This is a genomic window from Zobellella taiwanensis (assembly GCF_003012795.1).
Classification (GTDB): Bacteria; Pseudomonadota; Gammaproteobacteria; order Enterobacterales; family Aeromonadaceae; genus Oceanimonas; species Oceanimonas taiwanensis.
In genome coordinates this window covers 135,901-153,668 of record NZ_PXYH01000001.1, presented here as the reverse complement: position 1 = coordinate 153,668, position 17,768 = coordinate 135,901, and the positions used below count along the sequence as shown (strand labels likewise).

At 48.1% G+C, this 17,768-nt stretch carries 10 protein-coding genes and 1 pseudogene; all 11 read right to left on the bottom strand.

The window, feature by feature from the left end; genetic code table 11:
• Window positions 1-10 precede the first annotated feature (10 nt).
• The 11 genes and pseudogenes from C7I36_RS00665 to C7I36_RS00615 all read right to left on the bottom strand — a co-directional run bounded on the left by C7I36_RS00665 (window position 11) and on the right by C7I36_RS00615 (window position 17,762).
• The gene (locus C7I36_RS00665) at window positions 11-1,381 is read right to left on the bottom strand and encodes an alginate O-acetyltransferase AlgX-related protein (RefSeq protein WP_106451820.1); all 1,371 of its coding nucleotides are present in this window, start codon (window positions 1,379-1,381) and stop codon (window positions 11-13) included.
• A 12-nt stretch (window positions 1,382-1,393) separates the two neighbouring features.
• On the bottom strand, window positions 1,394-4,162 hold the full coding sequence (locus C7I36_RS17830; protein WP_181256260.1) for a glycosyltransferase: 2,769 nt from the start codon (window positions 4,160-4,162) through the stop codon (window positions 1,394-1,396).
• A 71-nt stretch (window positions 4,163-4,233) separates the two neighbouring features.
• The gene (locus C7I36_RS00655; RefSeq protein WP_146137287.1) at window positions 4,234-5,508 is read right to left on the bottom strand and encodes a hypothetical protein; all 1,275 of its coding nucleotides are present in this window, start codon (window positions 5,506-5,508) and stop codon (window positions 4,234-4,236) included.
• A 26-nt stretch (window positions 5,509-5,534) separates the two neighbouring features.
• Complete coding sequence (gene glmM / locus C7I36_RS00650) at window positions 5,535-6,857, bottom strand: phosphoglucosamine mutase (protein ID WP_106451817.1); 1,323 nt, start codon at window positions 6,855-6,857, stop codon at window positions 5,535-5,537.
• A 176-nt stretch (window positions 6,858-7,033) separates the two neighbouring features.
• A complete protein-coding gene (locus C7I36_RS00645; protein WP_106451816.1) occupies window positions 7,034-8,521 on the bottom strand; it encodes a glycosyltransferase family 4 protein in 1,488 nt (495 codons plus the stop codon).
• A 238-nt stretch (window positions 8,522-8,759) separates the two neighbouring features.
• On the bottom strand, window positions 8,760-9,890 hold the full coding sequence (locus tag C7I36_RS00635) for an ISAs1 family transposase (RefSeq protein WP_106451953.1): 1,131 nt from the start codon (window positions 9,888-9,890) through the stop codon (window positions 8,760-8,762).
• A gap of 282 nt (window positions 9,891-10,172) precedes the next feature.
• On the bottom strand, window positions 10,173-11,504 hold the full coding sequence (gene pgi, locus C7I36_RS00630) for a glucose-6-phosphate isomerase (protein WP_281258105.1): 1,332 nt from the start codon (window positions 11,502-11,504) through the stop codon (window positions 10,173-10,175).
• 17 nt (window positions 11,505-11,521) lie between these two features.
• Entirely contained in the window at window positions 11,522-12,433 is a 912-nt protein-coding gene (gene galU / locus C7I36_RS00625) for a UTP--glucose-1-phosphate uridylyltransferase GalU (RefSeq protein WP_106451815.1), read from the bottom strand.
• A gap of 86 nt (window positions 12,434-12,519) precedes the next feature.
• A pseudogene (locus C7I36_RS17610) lies at window positions 12,520-12,657 on the bottom strand (ISAs1 family transposase); the annotation flags it as partial.
• Window positions 12,658-12,684: 27 nt separating this feature from the next.
• Entirely contained in the window at window positions 12,685-15,792 is a 3,108-nt protein-coding gene (locus C7I36_RS00620) for a heparinase II/III domain-containing protein (protein ID WP_146137286.1), read from the bottom strand.
• A complete protein-coding gene (locus C7I36_RS00615; RefSeq protein ID WP_219899570.1) occupies window positions 15,789-17,762 on the bottom strand; it encodes a glycosyltransferase in 1,974 nt (657 codons plus the stop codon). The genes C7I36_RS00620 and C7I36_RS00615 overlap by 4 nt, the downstream gene beginning before the upstream one ends.
• Window positions 17,763-17,768: the final 6 nt, after the last annotated feature.

Below are 17,768 nucleotides of genomic sequence, written 5' to 3'. Positions count from 1 at the left end.
CAGTAATAAGTTAACATGAGATAATGTTGTGCCATCGTTCAAGGCCCAAGGCTCTAATCATTTCCAGATCCCGGATTATCACGTTTTTTTTCTGAATAGTCAGCTGTTCTTCACTAAGAAGATTAATTTTATCTCTAATTGTTTGATCTACATCATAGTCTGCAACAGGAGGTCGTATCATAAAACGGGCGTTGGTTTGGGTAATAAGATAATTGGGTGAAATGGCTGTAATTAAACTGGTATCAATGTTGCCAGCTGTATGTATGAAAATCATATTGGAGAAAAAGCGGCAAAAATAATTAAACATGGAGTAACTTGAAGAAGATCCAAAAATTAGGCAGGTTGAGTTAGTTAAAGCTTTTGGATAATGCGTGACTATTATTCTTCCAAAGTTTGGCAAGGCGTTATCATAAACCACCCAATTGCGAAAGCTAAAAGAAGAAAGAAAGTTTGACGTAGCACTTTGTGGCTCCGCTAACTTGTTGCCCAAATCACCAACATGTTTACGTTGTGTGTATTTATCAGAGCTGAGTAGAGTTAATATGTCGTCTTCGGGGAGTTTCAACTTGTTGGCAACGGAAATGGCAGCTGTTTTGGCTCCCTGATGAGTCCAGTGTGTATCTGTTTTTAAAAAAGCAGCATCACCTAATTCTTTAAGTTCGTTTAGTGGGTAGACAAGAAGGTGTTGCGGTATTTTTTCCAAGATCGGTTTTAGTAAAGAGGTTTCTGCCTTGGGGTAGGGATGATACCTGTCCATTACTTCTTCTTTGCTGGGAGTGATGAGAAAGGCACATTTTTTCATTTTGTCATTAGATATTGTAGTTAATTCATTAATGTAAGCCTGCCAGTTTTCCAAGCAGTTTTTCTTCAATATTAAGTTTCCGCAGTGTTGATCAACACTGTAATTGGTATCATTATCAAGGAAAAGCCAGCCATTTATCCCCTGCAATACTTTAAGCTTGTTATTTTCTGTATGCCTTTTTAAATATTCGGACAGGTCGACTTTTTTTAGTAGGTAATCTTTTTCTGCCACGCGAATGCGAATATTGATTTTTTTTTGACTGCAGGGGATGTTAATGTTGAATCCACAGTGGTGTTGTGGGTTTTTATTGTCTTTTTTTCCAAAAATAGCTTCTATCACATCTGGTCTTGCTTTGTCTAAGATGACTTTTCTATCCACAAACTCTGAGTATGGAATATATATGCAGGGGGATTCTGAGAGGGTTTTTCGTTTAAATAGAATCCAACCCCTTAAAACAATGTTGTCGTTTTCGAATAGAGGCTCTCTTTTGGGGTTAGGATAATCCAAGGACCAAGAAATAATCTTGCTCTCAATGGCTCGGTGCTTAATAAAGCTCAGGGTTTTCTGTAGCGAAGACAAAAACGACTTCCTTTAAATCAGTTGGTTATCAATATATCGCTCAATAGCCCGGCGCAGCAAAGGTTGAATAGATGCCTGGGAATAATACTGCTTTGCTCTTGACTGCGCAGCCTTGGCAATATTGTCCCTTAACAAGGGATCGTTTGCTAAGCGAACAAGGTGACTAGCTATAGCACCAATATCCTGGTAATCCGCCATCAACCCGGTTTTACCATCTACAACCAGCTCGGGCAAGGCACCCCAGCGGTAGCACACCACCGGGCGGGCGGCTGCCATGGCCTCCAATACGGTGCGGCCAAACGACTCCTGAAAATGCGACAGGTTGACTACTACATCCAGCAAGGTAAGCCCTTGTTGGGGAGAGCTAACGTATCCTGCAAAGATGAGGTTAGCGGGAAGAGGAGCTTGTGCTAGCAAGGCTTGGGTATGTTCGTTTTCCGGCCCAATTAACAGGCAGTCCATATTATGGGGTTCCAGCAGGGCGGCCAGTTTAACAAAGTCATGAAGACCCTTTTTGGGCAGGTTGCTGCTGATCATACCCACCTGAAGCCGTGATTTGCCGGGTAACGGCACCGCATACAAGGTCGGGTCGATAACATTGGGCACCAGTGTAACCCTTTCCGGGCAAGCAAGGTAGTTGGCAACCACGCCTGAATTGGCAATAAAAAAATCACTGTTATCCAGCAAATGTTGCCGGATTTGCGTTGGATTGGCACCCAGCGACGAGCATAACGAGGCATCATGCTCCGGCAATTCCCTAATGTGGGTAACACAAGACACCCCGGCCGCCTTGGCGGCCAGTAATGGCTCCAGTAAGGTAAGCGTATTGCAATACACCAGCCCAATGCCGAATTGCTCAATCAGGCTTTCAAAAAAGGCTTGGGTAACAGGCTCTGCCACTCGGTTTGCATGCCACCAGTGATAAGGCAAGACCATCAGTTGCTGGCACAGGCTGGCAACCTGTTCAACATATTCCTTAGAGTCAGCCGAGGGCAGGCTGACCACAAGATTGTAGCCCAGTGCCGTTAAGGCCTGCAGCACATCCAGCAGGCTGCGCTCGGCGCCAAAACTGTGGTTGCTTACCTGATGGGCGCACACCAACATGGCCGGCCGACCGGGCAGCCATCCTAGCTTTCCGCCAAACTGAGGGAGGCAATATTCAGTGGCATTATCCCGGGTCTGCAAATGTAGCAGCGGATTGATACCTGCTGATTTAGGATATTGGTAAAGGTAGCCGGAGGTACTGAACCTGGGGCCAGGATCGCGCCCTTCACGAAAACCATGGCGCAGATAGTGCTGCCAGGCATCAATGCCTGCCTGGGCAACGTCCGGATAGCGGCGCAAATACCATTGCGCGTCGAACAAACCGCTTTGCCGGGCCAGCAGTTCAAGATTATGGCTGTGTTGTTGCTCATTACCCCGGCACATACTGTGGGGCACGGCAAAGGGGCGTAGATTAGGCCTCTGCTCAAGATACAACTGCTTGCCGCTTACCTGCTGGTGCCACTGCCAAGCAGCCTCGTTATAGCGTCGGCGCGGGCCATTGGACTGGTATTGGCTGAACAGATGGGTAGCTTGCTGGTGGGTGAGTGAGCCACTGCCTACCCTGGCGAAGGCAAGCGGCACACCGGGCATGACCTCGGTGATTGCTTTGGCACCGTAAAAACGGATAAGGCGGTAGTAATACTCAGTATCGGCGTTTACCGAGACCAGATCCCAATATCCCAACTGCTTGCGCACATTTCGGCGAAACATCAGCGAAGACACATTACGGTAGGTCCAGCCATTCTCTTTTCCCCAAGCCTGAAAATCAAGACGAGGGGAACAGCGTACCCAGTGGCTGACACTGGCTACAAGATGGCGGTTATTCAGCAAAGCCCTGGCCTGTTGCTCGATTTTTTGCGGATGGGACCAGTCATCGGCATCATGAACCGTAATAAACCGGCCTTTGGCGGCCGCCAGACCGGTGTTGCGCGCGGAATAGGCTCCTTGGTTGCGTGAGTGACGCAGCAGGGTAATTCGCTTGTCTTCACGGGCCAGGTCGGTAACCAGTTGAACGGAATGATCGGTGGAGGCATCATCTACCACCAGAATTTGCAGATTACGCCAGCTTTGCTGTTGCAGGCTACGCAAGGCTGTAACCAGGGTTGCGGCAGCATTATGGCAAGGAATGATAACACTCACCAAAGGACAGCGGGGCCACCAGCCTGAACCCCGGGCAGCGGGGGGGGAAGGCAAGGCTGCCAGATTATCTAGCACAGGCCCAGCCTGCTCGGAAAGCAGAGCGACCGGATGCAGATTAGTTTGTTCAAACATCTGGTTCAGCCAGAGCAGGCGCTCTGGCCCGGGCAGCATGGCATGTGCTAGAGATTTATCTGGGGTTACCGGCCAGCGGCTATCTGTCAGCCAGACCTTGGCCTCATCAAACCGTTGTTGGCGATGCAAAATGCTGAACAACAGCAGGAAGGGCCCAGCATGGCGAACCAGCAGTCGGGCTTTGGGCTCGTTAAAAAAAAACTGTAAAGGGGCTTCTGCTTTATCAATCTCCCCATGCGTAAAATACCAGCGGCCCAGCAGCCAACCGGCTACTGAGCCTTCAAGCCCTGGGACCTGTACAAGCTCATGCAGCCGACCGAGTGCAGATTCATCCCCCTGCCATAGCGTTTCATCCAAAGACCAGACCTCAAGCGGGCAGGGCAACCGCTGCTCATGAATACCATGGCGTATAAAATGCTGCCAGGGCTCTATCCCTGCTGCCTCTACATCAGGATAGTGAGCCAAGTACCACTGCGGATTGAACAAGGTCTTTAGGGCGGCCTCATCACTCGGCTGCAAAGGGGAAGGTGTAGCCATTAATACAAGGGCCTGTTTTCAGCCTGGCCAAAGCGCAGGTAGTGATAAAGCGGGTTAAAGCCGGCCGCGGCTACGTCCGGGTTGGCATCCAGATAATCACGGCTGTTGAACTGTGGGCTGGGGTTGCGCCCTTCAAAGCCGCCACACTTCAGGTAATGCAGTGCCGGGTTGGTTGCAAACTGTTTGTCGGCCGCCACATCGGGATATTGCGCCAGATACCAGTCACCATTAAACAAAGAAGAGGCAGCCAGCTCGGCGGCTTTTTGCTGCAACCGTTTTTTTTCTGCCCGCTTTTTAAAGTGGCGGCGAAGCGAGGAAGTATGCCGTCCGGTATGATGAACGGCGTGTTCCGGCTGTTCCGCATGGGTTGGTTCTGGTTTGACTGCGGTGGTTATTGCCACAGGCTGCTGAGCCAGCAGGTGTTTTTCCAGCTCCTCCTGCACGGTAAATAACTGCTCCAGCAGCAGGCTGTTTTCTTGCCGCAGCGCGGCGGTTTCCGCCACCGACTGCAAAGCGGCGTCCCGCTCTTTGGTGATGGCCGAAATACTTGCTAAGGCCTGATCACGTTCTTTGGTAACAGACTCCAGTTTCTCCTCCACCTCAGCCAACTGCTGCCGGGCCTTTTGCCCTGCCTGATAATCCGCCGCCAGCCGGTTGAGCTCTTCGGCGGCCGGCTGGGGAGCCAGGGCAGGCTGCAACGGCTGCGCCAAGGCAGCAAGCTGTTGCGACAACGACAGTAACGAAGGCGTGGCGGATAACCAATAACCGGCCAGCAAACGATAAAGCAGGGCGGGCTGGTGGTGGCCGGCCGGTATTAATGCGCTGTTGGGCGTTACCTGCGGCCAAAGCTGGGCACAAAGGGCTTTAAACAATTCGGGCGAGGCCGTTACGTCTGCCAGGTTGAACAATGCCGCTTTGCCCCTGTGCTGCTTGCAAAAGCGCACCAGCAGGGTGGCGTTATGCTGCCACAACGCAATGGCCTGGGAAGGCTCCATACCCTGCGCCATGGCATGTTCCAGTGCCAGCTCGAGGGGCGCATAAAGCACCACGGCGCCAGTATGATCCTTGGCCAAGATGCCGGCCAGTTGCTGGTGGTGGAGCTCGGTTTCGAGCGGGGTTGCCGTTGCCGGCAGGGCAGATGAAATATGCACCAGAGCGGTTTCTGCCAGGCGCCAATTACACAATGCCGCGATGGCGAGAGTCAGGTTCATGCATGCTCCTGCAAAATGTAGTGTTGTGTGGAAGTGAGCGGCGGGTACTTTACTGCAACCCAAGGGGGTTATGCCAACAAAATAGGGGCTTACACCGCTGCGGCAATATACTCGGCCAGCTCGTTAACCAAGGGGGCCTCGGCACCTTCCACCATCACGCGAATAAGCGGCTCGGTGCCGGATTTGCGCAGCAGCACCCGGCCGCTGCCGGCGAGTTTGGCTTCCGCTTCGGCCACGCGCTGCTTAACCTCGTTATTTTCCAGCGGATTGCTGCCGGCGGCAAAGCGCACGTTCACCAGCCGCTGGGGGAACAGGGCAAGGCCGGTACGCAGCTCTTTTAGGCTCAGCCCCTGGCTTACGGCGGCGCGCAGCACCTGCAGGGCGGCGATAATACCGTCTCCGGTGCTGTTGTGATCCAGGCTGATAATGTGGCCGGAGTTTTCGCCACCCAGCTTCCAGCCGTGCTGCTGCAGCTGCTCCATTACATAGCGGTCGCCCACCTTGGCGCGCACAAAGGGAATATCCTGCTTGGCCAGGGCCAGTTCCAGCGCCATGTTGGTCATTAGCGTGCCCACTACGCCGCCGCCCAGGGTGTTCAGCTGCCGGGCATGTTGCGCCAGAATAAACAGCAGTTCGTCGCCATCCAGCAACTGGCCGGAATGATCCGCCATGGCCAGGCGATCGCCGTCACCATCAAAGGCAATACCCAGGTCGGCCCGGTATTGCTTAACGGCGGCAACCAATGCATCTGGCGCGGTAGAGCCAACGTGGTCGTTAATGTTCAGGCCATCCGGGCTGGCACCAATGGTAATCACCTCGGCACCCAGCTCCTGGAACACCGCCGGAGCAATGTGGTAGGTGGCACCATGGGCACAGTCCAGCACAATGCGCAAGCCCTCAAGGCTGAGCTCGGTTGGGAAGGTGCTTTTGCAAAACTCAATATAACGGCCGGCGGCATCGGTAATACGGCGGGCCTTGCCCAGCTTGTTGGAGGCAACACAGTCCATGGGCTTATCCATCATGGCCTCTATGGCCAGCTCCACCTCGTCCGGCAGTTTGGTGCCGTTGTGGGAGAAAAACTTGATGCCGTTATCGTAATAAGGGTTGTGTGAGGCACTGATCACAATGCCGGCCTCGGCCCGAAAAGTGCGGGTAAGGTAGGCAATGGCCGGGGTGGGCATGGGGCCCAGCAGAGCAGCATTTAAGCCAGCGGCAGACAAACCTGCCTCCAGCGCCGATTCCAGCATATAGCCGGAAATGCGGGTGTCTTTTCCAATCAATACGGTTTTGGTGCCGGCTTGCGACAGTACCTTGCCGGCAGCCCAGCCCAGCTTCATGACAAATTCAGGAGTAATAGGGTAATTGCCGACCTTGCCGCGAACGCCGTCGGTGCCGAAGTATTTTCTGGTCATAGATAATTGCCGAGTGAATATGTTTGGTTGTTTTAATGGTTAAACTTTTGATGCTTTGCTGAGAAGTGTCTAGCTATAATTTAGTTTATGATTGACCTTCCCAAAGTTTTGTAGTTTATTGTTAGAAATTGTTGGGTGGTTAAATTAGGAGGACTCTCATAAATATAGGGTGTCTTTTATCCGAGCTGTTCTTTATTAATGTTAAAGTTCAGCTTTGGGAGGTTTTTTTGATGGTTAAGGTATGTTTTTATATTGGCTTGTTGTTGGTACTGTGTGTCACTTGAAATCCACAAGGATGCTTTTTGGCCAGTTTGGTCGCGTATATAACACTGCACCCGATATTGACCCTGCGGCTCTAATTTAATATCGAGTTTAGGGTTTGGCTGATACATGCGTTTTTCAATTATTTCTTTGTCGCGTTCTATATACCAAGCAAACTGCAGTGTTTCAGGTTCTTCACATTCAAGTGTTATCTGAAGTTTGTCCGCTGTTGATTTTTTAATATGAATTCTTTGAAGGCGCATTTCCAAGAAATTGCTACGTGGTAACTTTGGCCTAGGCTGTGCTTGATAAGCATCGCGTATTATTTGGTAATGGCCTAGCAGACGTTGGTGTGTCTGATTGTCATTGAAGAACTGAAAAACAATATTCCGGCAAAATTTGCCCAGTTGATGTCGAGATTTAGCTGAATGCATTAAGGTGTCGAGATCGGCCTCTATACTACCAGCTATATAGTCTGCTTGCTTGTTGCCTACCCCGCCAAAATTAGTGAACACGGCTTTTTGCCAAGTTTGAGGTCCTATCAATCCAGTGTAATTCTTGCTTCCCAGAGCTATTACTGGCACACCACAGCTCATCGCTTCCAGTGCGCAACGGCCAGGAGCGATAGCAGCATCACTACGGTAGTAAGCATCACGGAGCGCTTCATCCTGCAGCCAGCCTGTAAAAGTAACTTGGTTCTTTCCTCGCAAGGCTTCTAGTTTTTCTGCCATTTCGTTTTGCAAGGTACCTTGCCCTACTACATACCAGTGGATACGTTCTGGATATTTTTCTGCAGCATAAATCACTGCCTGATAAAACACTTCCAGAATAAAAGATTTATCCTTATCCAGTCGGGTTACTAAAGCAATCGTTACACGTTTCTCGTTCTTGCACGTTGGTGTTGTTGAAACTTTCTTAAATAGTTTGGAATCTGGTGTGTTGGGAATGATGTGTATTTTCTCTGGGCAGTCGGCTCTTCCCTCATTCAGTAAATAGTTGCGGATCCCCTCTGAAACTGTAAATATTGCATCAGTTTTACCTATGTATTTAGGTAATTCATCTATATATTTTCCATGTAGCGTTACTAGAAATGGAAGTCCTAATATTTGTGATGTAATAAATCCAAGCTGGCGCGAGATGAATGGGTGGGCATGTATCAGGTCAATTGGTTGTTTGCTATGTAGTGTTTCAATGGCTGTAAGTATTTCAGAAAATAAATGGAGGGAAAAATCTGTTTCAATAACCTGTATGCCTTTTTTTCTTAGTTTTTCTGAAAAGGGTCCTGGCTTGCAAATAATAGTTACTTGGTGGCCTTTTGATAACATGAAACATGCACTAGCATATATGTTTTCATGAAGGCCACCCATAGGTGCGTTAAAAAAGACAGGGGTGAGAATATGCATAAATGATTCTTCCGAGATGATTCCTGTAACTCAGGGCAAGATTACGAAAACCCAGCCCTGACAGGACTTAGGACAGGTAATCGGTATTGCGACTTGCCCGCTTCTATTTACGTTTGATACCAGCCTTGAAACTGGTATTACTGTTCAGGGTATTGAACGCCATATGACGAATGGCTGCCATGTTTTCACCAGCCTGCTCACGGCAAATGCGACAATCATCTTCCCGCACAGGGCAAGATTACGAAACCCCCAGTCCTGCCAAGACTTGCGACAGGTAGGCGTTGTTTCGGCTTGCCCGCTTTTGCTTGCGCTTCATGCCGGCCTTGAAGCTGGTCTCTCCCCTCAACGCATTAAAGGCGATATGCCGAATGGTGGCCATGTTTTCGCCGGCCTGTTCACGGCGGATGCGACAGTCGTCTTCCCGCATGCCTACATCGAGTTGCCAGTGCAGCTGGGATTCTATCGACCAGTGGGAACGGCTCGCTTCCAGCAGCTCTTTGGCCGACAGCCTGGCCGAGCTGATGTAGTAGCGCACCTTGATGTCCTTGGCCGGTTGGCCGCCCACTTCCCGCACTGCCGCCACTATCCCCAGCGTTTTCAGCTCCGGCCATTCAAACACCAGGTCACCCAGGATGGACAAGTCGTCCACCGCCAGGCTCAGCTGGGTTTCCTTGCGGCCATGGCCACTTTCCTGCGTGCTGTAGCTGTCACTATCGGGATGTTGGAACATCTCCATGCGGAAGTAGTTGTTAAAGGCTTCCTCTAATCTGGGCTGGTTGCCTTTTACCGCCAGCAGGTAGTCCGCCCCCTTGTTGATCACCTTCTGGGCGATGGCCCGCTGGCAGCCCATGGCGTCGATGGTCACCAGGCAGCCACGAATGCTCAGCAACTCCAGCAGTTCCGGAATGGCGGTGATCTCATTGGATTTGTCATCGGTTTTGACCTGGCCCAGCACCACCTGATTGGCGGCGCTGAACGCCGACACCATGTGGATGGCGCCTTGCCGGCGGCCCTTGTCGTAGCTGCGCCGCAGGGTTTTACCGTCGATGGCAATCACTTCGCCTGCGGTGGCCACATGGCACTCTTTCATCCAGGCGGCAAAGCTCTTTTGCAACTGCGTGGCCGAGAGCATGCCCATCACCCGGGCGATGGTATCGTGCACTGGCACCCCGTTCTCGAAGTCGCCATACTGGCGCAGCCAGTCGAGATGATCGACACCGAAATCCTCGATTTCCTCCCACCCTTCGGCGCCGCCAATGACGGCCACAATGGTGAGAAAGAGGATGTCCGAGAGCTTGTGCTCCACTTTCCATTGCTGGCGTGGATCACTGATGATGGAGAGGTGCTGCAAGAGGCCGAGTCCGTTCATGGCGATCATCTGTCGTTGAAAAGACAGCATATGATCACAGCTGATATTGATCGTCAAAGCGATCCTTCCCAATCGAGATTTTTCTTCAAAAAGTGTGCGCTCCGCTGTACAAGGTGGCTGTTAGTGTTTAAATTTAAAACCCGCCGAGAGCCTTGTCCCATAAGGCTTTTTCATGATCTTACCCTGATGAGGGGTCAGCTCCTTGCACAAAATTACTGTGCTGGGGCGATTGCCGGGCATCACCTTACTGGGCAGCAGCTCGGCAATGCGCTGTTCGCTCAATCATTCCGCTCTCAGCTCGGCTTGCACCTCAGCGGCCGGCTTGCCAAAGGCCAGCGCCTCGGCCTGGGCCAACATATTAGCCAGCAGCTTGTGCCGGTGAGCAGCAAAGTCATAAGGCGAGTTTACAAAGCCAATAAACTCCGCCGGCACCACAGTGGTGCCCTGATGCAGCAACTGAAAAAACGCATGCTGGCTGTTGGAGCCCACATCACCAAACACAATGGGGCCGGTGGCACAGCTGACCGGCTCGCCACTCAAGGTAACCGACTTGCCATTTGATTCCATATTCAGCTGCTGCAAAAATGCCGGAAAACGGTGCATCAGCTGGCTGTAGGGGAACACCCCTTCGCTGGCATGGCCCAGCACGTTATGGTTCCACACGGTTAACAAGGCCAGCAGCACCGGAATGTTCTGCTCAAGGGGCGTGGTGCGCAGGTGTTCATCCATGGCATGGGCACCGGCCAGCAGCTGCTCAAAGCGCTCAAAACCCACTGCCAGCGCAATGGGCAGGCCAATGGCAGACCACAAAGAAAAGCGCCCGCCTACCCAGCTCCAGAACTCAAACATGTTTTCGGCCGCAATGCCAAACTCCACCACCTTGCGGTGATTGGTAGACACGGCCACAAAATGCTGCTGAATCAGGCTCTCATCACCACAGGCACTCAGCAGCCACTGGCGGGCAGCCACCGCGTTAGACATGGTCTCGTCGGTGCCAAAGCTTTTGGACGACACCACAAACAAAGTGGTGGCCGGGTTAAGCGGCTCAAGGGTGGTGGCCAGATGCGCCGGGTCTATGTTCGACACAAAATACGTGCGAATGCCGGTGGTGCAATAGGGCTTAAGCGCTTCGCATACCATGGCCGGACCCAGGTCGGAGCCACCAATGCCAATGTTCACCACATCGGTGATGGCCAGGCCGGTAAAGCCATGCCACTCGCCCGAATGCACTTGCTCACAAAAGCGGCGCATTTTAGCCAGCTCTGCATGCACCGCAGGCACCACATTCACGCCGTTATGCTCAAGCGTGCTACCTGCCGGCATACGCAGTGCCGTGTGCAGCACGGCGCGTTGCTCGGTGGGGTTAAACTGGTTATCGGCAAACAGGCCGGCAATGGCCGCAGGCAGATTCATGTGCCGGGCCAGCTCGCACAGCTGTTGCAGCACAGCAGGGCATACCTGCTGGCGGGAAAGGTCCACCAGCAACTCCTCACCAACATGAAAAGTCAGCTGCTGCGCACGTTCGCTATTTTCAGCAAAGCGTTCTGCCAGCGTGGGCATGGATTCAGCGCTGTGTTGCAACGCCTTGAATAAAGGATGTGTAGATAACGGCACAATCAATCCAGCTTTAATTATTCGCCAGCGGCAAAGGGCACTACCTTATTGCCGGTATAAGTTGCAAGCATGCTGGCGAAGTCTTCACCCAGATCGGGGTGGCGAAGGGCATATTCTACATTAGCTTTCATATAGCCCAGCTTGCTGCCGCAGTCGTGGCTTTTGCCCACCATGCGATAAGCATCTACCCGCTCTTGCTGCATCAGCGCGGCAATGGCATCAGTAAGCTGAATTTCATCTCCTGCGCCGGGAGGTGTTTTAGCCAGCAGCGGCCAAATGGCTTTGCTCAGCACATAACGCCCCACTACTGCCAGGTTGGACGGCGCCTGCTCGGCAGCGGGCTTTTCTACAATACCGGTCATGGGTTTGCTTTGATCAACCGCCACCTCGTGGCCCATGCAATCTACCACGCCATATTGACTTACTAGCTGCTCTGGCACGGGCTCTACCATAATCTGGCTGTTACCAGCCTCTTCAAAGCGCTCACGCATACGGGCCAGGTTATCTTTCGCCAGGTTGCAGGCGGCATCGTCAATTAATACGTCTGGCAAAATAACGGCAAACGGCTCATCACCTACCATGGGCTGAGCACACAGCACGGCATGGCCCAGCCCTTTGGCGGCACCCTGGCGTACATGCATAATGGTAACGTCGGCCGGGCAAATGGAACGCACCTCATCCAGCAGCTGGCGCTTTACCCGTTTTTCCAGGGTGGCTTCCAGTTCAAAGCTGGTGTCGAAATGGTTTTCAATAGAGTTTTTACTGGAATGAGTAACCAGCACAATCTCTTTAAAACCGGCAGCCACTGCCTCGGTTACCACATATTGAATAAGTGGCTTATCCACAATGGGCAGCATTTCTTTTGGAATGGCTTTAGTGGCAGGTAGCATGCGGGTACCGAGCCCAGCAACGGGTATGATGGCTTTCATAAGACTCCAAAGTGGACTTTTAAAATTCTTGCGATTCGATTTTTAATGTAAAGACTAAGCCAGTGCAAGATTACCTGTCGCCAGTCCTACAGGACTGGCGACAGGTAATCGGTATTGCGACTTGCCCGCTTCTGTTTGTGTTTGATTCCAGCCTTGAAGCTGGTATCACTGTTTGGGGCGTTTAATGCCATGTGGCGAATGGCCGCCATGTTTTCACCGGCCTGTTATCATAAAAACTCCGAAATCTCAACCTACAAAGACCAAAGGCATTTATAATTTACCGTTAAGCCTGATGAGAAATAATTTATATCAACCGCCTGAGCGTCAATCAACTCATTAAAACTTCTTGATATTGAAATAGAGCTCAATCCAACATCATACGCAATATCAGAGAGTATTAATATTCTCAGAGACAAAGATCCCTTTTTTATTTCAATGCAATCTTCATGGACTAAAATTTCTTTATCTACTGGAACTACAAAGCGAGTCCTATACTGAGTTAACCCTTGGTTTTTTTCATTCTCAACGCAATCATAAATAGACAAAGAGAGATCATTTTTAACCGACAATTGCCTAGCGACCTTGTAGCCAGCAAAAATGTTAGTTTTCATCTTTACATAGAAAAAATCATCGCTATTTATACCACCTAATAAGCTCGACTCGCCTTTTAAGAGTTTGTTTTTCCGTATTGGTGATTTTTCAACTGGTGCAGACATGCTATGTGCATGGTGCGAGCGAATGAATTTACGATCACTATCTGATTCTTGATAGTTATACAGACCACCGTCAGTAATCCACTCCTCGCCTTTGTAATAAAGGACAAAGCTTGTGTCATCATCTTGGCGATGGTAGTCGCTTTTATAACCACACTTAGCCAAAAGATAAAAATCGTTTTTATCTTTCCATGTATTACGATAAAAGGCCCAGCCTGACTCAGGTAAAACCATATAGTTATCTTTAAGCGCTTTTCCTTCCGTGCCGCAGCTCAAGGCAAACTGATAATTGCTGTAGTTATTTGGTTTGCTATAGTCAGGAAAAATTATAGGCGGCTTTGACGCTTCTGTATCACCTATAGGTGCAAAATTCCCAAGAGGCGTAACCATAAAGCACAACACTTTAGTAGCTTTTTCGATGAGCTCTTGAGACACGACACTTTCTGGAGATAAAACATCTCTATGCTTACGAAGTAAATTCGACACCATTAAAAGCTGAGTGATACCCAACCCTTGGTAATGGCAGCTATTCTCAAAGTGCCCACCATCACCATCAAACATACGCTCAACTTCATAGCGAAGCCTGTCCGTACACAGAGATAAATATTCTGCCGCCCAGTTTTTTTCTTTAAAAGAGACGCAAGCCAGAAAAAGAGTTATAGTCTGGTCCAAGCCATGATTATTACCACGAGAATAAAATTTCTCATCTGCTAAGTAATCAGCATGCTTTTTGATTAAGCAATCAAAAAACCCGCTCTCATCACTAGTTAAAGCCCTTGCCCCAGAAAGCTGGTTAAACACATCGAGTATACGCCGTAACCGCAAGGCTGAGCCATGATCATGCCAAACGACGTCAGACGTGAATGGCACGTCTTTATTATTCTCCCACCAACTCTTTAATACACCAAGACAAAAGCTTAAGCCTTTTCCCGATGAATCATCTTTGTCATAGTTGAGCAAGTCTTTTATGAAAGCTAATTGATGGAAAAGCCAAACCCAGCTTCGGTTACTAAATGGATCGAGACTCCAGTCTATTTTGACACCTGGACCAAAAGGAACAGTGCCAAACCTTGGTGTAAACCAGGCATTATTGTTTAGTATATTGTATCCAACAGATTGTTCGTCATCATAGCGAACAGTTAAAGCATTGTTGCTAATGAGCTCTATTTTGTAGGTCGCATCATAGCTCTGGCTTTCGGGACACTCACTGAGAATCTTTATGACGTCAGTACTGGAAACTTTTGAACGATTGTTTTCAACATAATCAATTCTCTCTTTTTTAATTTCCAAGATTTTGCTTTTAGATTCCTGTACCGTAAGCCGTGCGATGCAAACACCTTTCGACAGGAACTCAATGTCATTATTATTAAAATTAACGCTAATGGACGGATGCAGTACAAAGCGAGTTTCAATCACACCACCCAGCTTTTCAAGCGTAAAAAAAGAATCTTTAATGTAAATGGTTTGTCGTTCTTTATCTAAAGCGAGCAATCTTTCGACAGGAGTGCTTGCAAACCTGGTGTGATGCCCCTTAACCACTAAATGGTTGTGATTATTTTCCGCATAGGTGACGAGTGAGTTTTTGTCAGTTTTTTGCCGTTTGCTCCACTCAATCGCCTGCACGGAGAAATTAGAGTGGACAGACTCAGAGCGGTGCCACTCTCTACCCTTGTCAGTAACAAATTCAGTATAGCCAACATCATCAAAAATACAGATGCCGTTATATTCCAGGATAAATGATAATTCGTCGTTTTGTTTATGGGCATTGGAATGCCAGCAAGAGGTAAAAGCTAATTTTATTTGACAGCTATTATCTTTTTTAGAATACAAACAGATCCCTGCTTTGGTATCCAAAAGCAAATCATGATCAACGTTTAAGCTATTTTTGTTTTTTGTAGTTTTATTTTTTATCGACTTCTCAATAAGGGATGGGTCGATCTTCCTAAAGCTATCACCAACTGTCAAATAATGCCCATCAGACAGTTTCGCCATTGCCAAAAGTTTATCAGTAGCGTTATTGATTTTCTGTATAAATTCAATCAACTCACTTTGCTTGAAATCAGCAGCATAGTCAAACAACTCATTGGCAAGCGCAGCATTAAAGGGTTGGTAAACTATAGAGTGCTCTTTTGTAAAACCAGAACTGTTAAACATCTGAGAAAGCGTTTTTGATGCCCTGTCAAAAACCATCTTAACATCAAAGAAATCACCACTTTCTTTAAAGCTACTTGCACAATAAAGCAAGGATAAATCAAGCATGAGGCCATGATTATGGCCAGCATTGTAATTATCTTCTGATAAAAGATTTTTAATATCGGAAAAAATCAAATCTTTTATAGCCTTAACATCCGAGACCGAAAGCTTCCCGAGGGAACTCAAGTAAAAGTCAACTAATACTTTCAGCCTTATAGACATAGTGTGGGCTCCCTTCCTTTCAGAGAAGAGAGGATTCTTCTTTCCTTTTACAACATGGAAATTGTAAAAGTCTTTTATAATGTCTACCTTGAATTCATCACTAAAACTTCCCAACCAACGAAGACTGCACAGATTATGTCTCCAGTTTAAGTTTTTGTAAGGGTCAGCAGTCCAATCGAGCGGCAACGATAGAGGGAAAGGTTCAAATCCGGCATACTTTAGATATTTCACAAAGCACTCACTTCTGACTTTATATTTTTCACAAACTCGGTTAGGGCATAATTTTCTTTTAAGAAAGAGACGCCAGAATAAGACAATGTTTTAAATCTATCTTTGTCCGCTGAGAAATCTAGGATGGCTTCCACAAGACCTGACGTGCTTTCAAAGATGACAGTGCCTGGAAAGATATACTCACAACCCGCCCATTTCTTAATCAAACTAACTCCACCTGAAGCAAAACCGTCCGCTACAGCAAGATGAAAGCTTTCGAATCCGGGCAACTCCTGTACAGACTCACTTAGGGAAAGTACAAACCCAACACGGTCATGAGCTAAAGCTTTCTTTATATCGCAGTGGCCTCTAAACCTCACTGAGTCGTCAAGGACATTTTCACTTATGTAACTATTGCACCTTTCAAAATATGCCATCTCTTCTTTATTTTTAGTCAACCAGGGAAGATCCTCAGGCTTTTTTCCATAGACAATAAGTTTATAGCGACTATCTTTTTTCTTTAAAGTTCTCAGCGCTTCTAAAGCAAGGTGGAAGTTTTTCTTGGAAGGCAATATTCCTATCATCCCTAAGGTAAAAAGCCGGTCATCATGCCATTCTTTTCCATAAGCATCAACATCAACATAGTTGGGCAAAACCCTAACTTTACGACGGGGAATATTAGGAAATCTCTCAATAACACGCTCGAAGAAAAGTGTAGAAACAGTGAAAACAACGTCAACATTATTAAAATCAATTTTTTCTGCATAGACGGTACCAAGTTCTTGCCTATGCATACGAATAACTAACTTTTGATTTCCTTTTTTGTTATTTGAATACCATAGGCTATTGCCTAGCATCCATTCACACCAAATCACCTCCGCCCACCCTAACAGCTCTTTGCTTTGTTTTTCATTATGGCCGGTATGGCTTTCCCATTTATCGTAACGAATATCAAAGTGCTCAGAAAGAGCCGTCTCAGCCGGTGTGATAAACTTTAGATCATGCCCAGCGACTAAAAGCCTTGGCCTACAAAGATTTTTAAACTCCTTGAAGTCTTTTTTTAAAGCACTGATAACAATCTCTTTTAACCTTTCACTCAGTTTATAATCATTGATAACGGCTTCGTGCTCTTTCAAAAAAGATGAAAACCTAGAAAAGGTTTCATTTTTTATATCATTTTTATTTTTGTGTATCAGCGACTTTAGCGATGTTGACAAACCAACAAACAAACGAGTTTTCGAATAATCAACACCAACTTCTCCAAGCTTAGACTGTACCAGCGACCATACGGTTATGTGGTCACTTAGCTCTTTATCGCCATAAGCCTGGGTTGTTGATAGAGTTAATGCAGGCCTTTTATTGTAGATATAGCAAGGCTCATCCAAATACTCAATATTTTCTGCATTGCATAATACATCAACTAGAAAAAGGGTGTCTTCACCCATTTTTATTTTTTCTGGCCATTCAATTCTTTTTGATACGACCAGTTGCGTTCTAACAAGCTGTGGCGGTGTAGTGCTCTGCTTTTCGATTATCTTCGATACGCGTTCTTTTTTTGAAAATCTTGAAGACCACTCTGGTATCGTGTTCATCAAAATCTTTCTTTTTCCATCGTCAGCCAACAATGGCCCGCGCACTACACATGCATCACTTTTAGCCGCATGATTATAATAGGCTTTTAATGTGGTAGGGAGAATCTCATCATCACAGTCAAGATAAAATACGTACTCTCCTTTCGCTAACTTAACCCCTTCGTTTCTTGGCCTCGATGGCGATCCGCTGTTGTTTTGTAGCTGTGTCACCGACCAGTTCTTTACTGTCTCGCACTCAGCCTTCAGCATTTCGTAGGTACCATCGGTGGATTTATCATCCACAAATATCACTTCGTAGTCATCGCTAGGGAAGTCTATCGAGCGCAAAGATGCTAAACAGCGCCCTATTTTCGAGTAGGCATTAAAGCATGGGACAATTATCGATACGGCAATCATCATCAAACC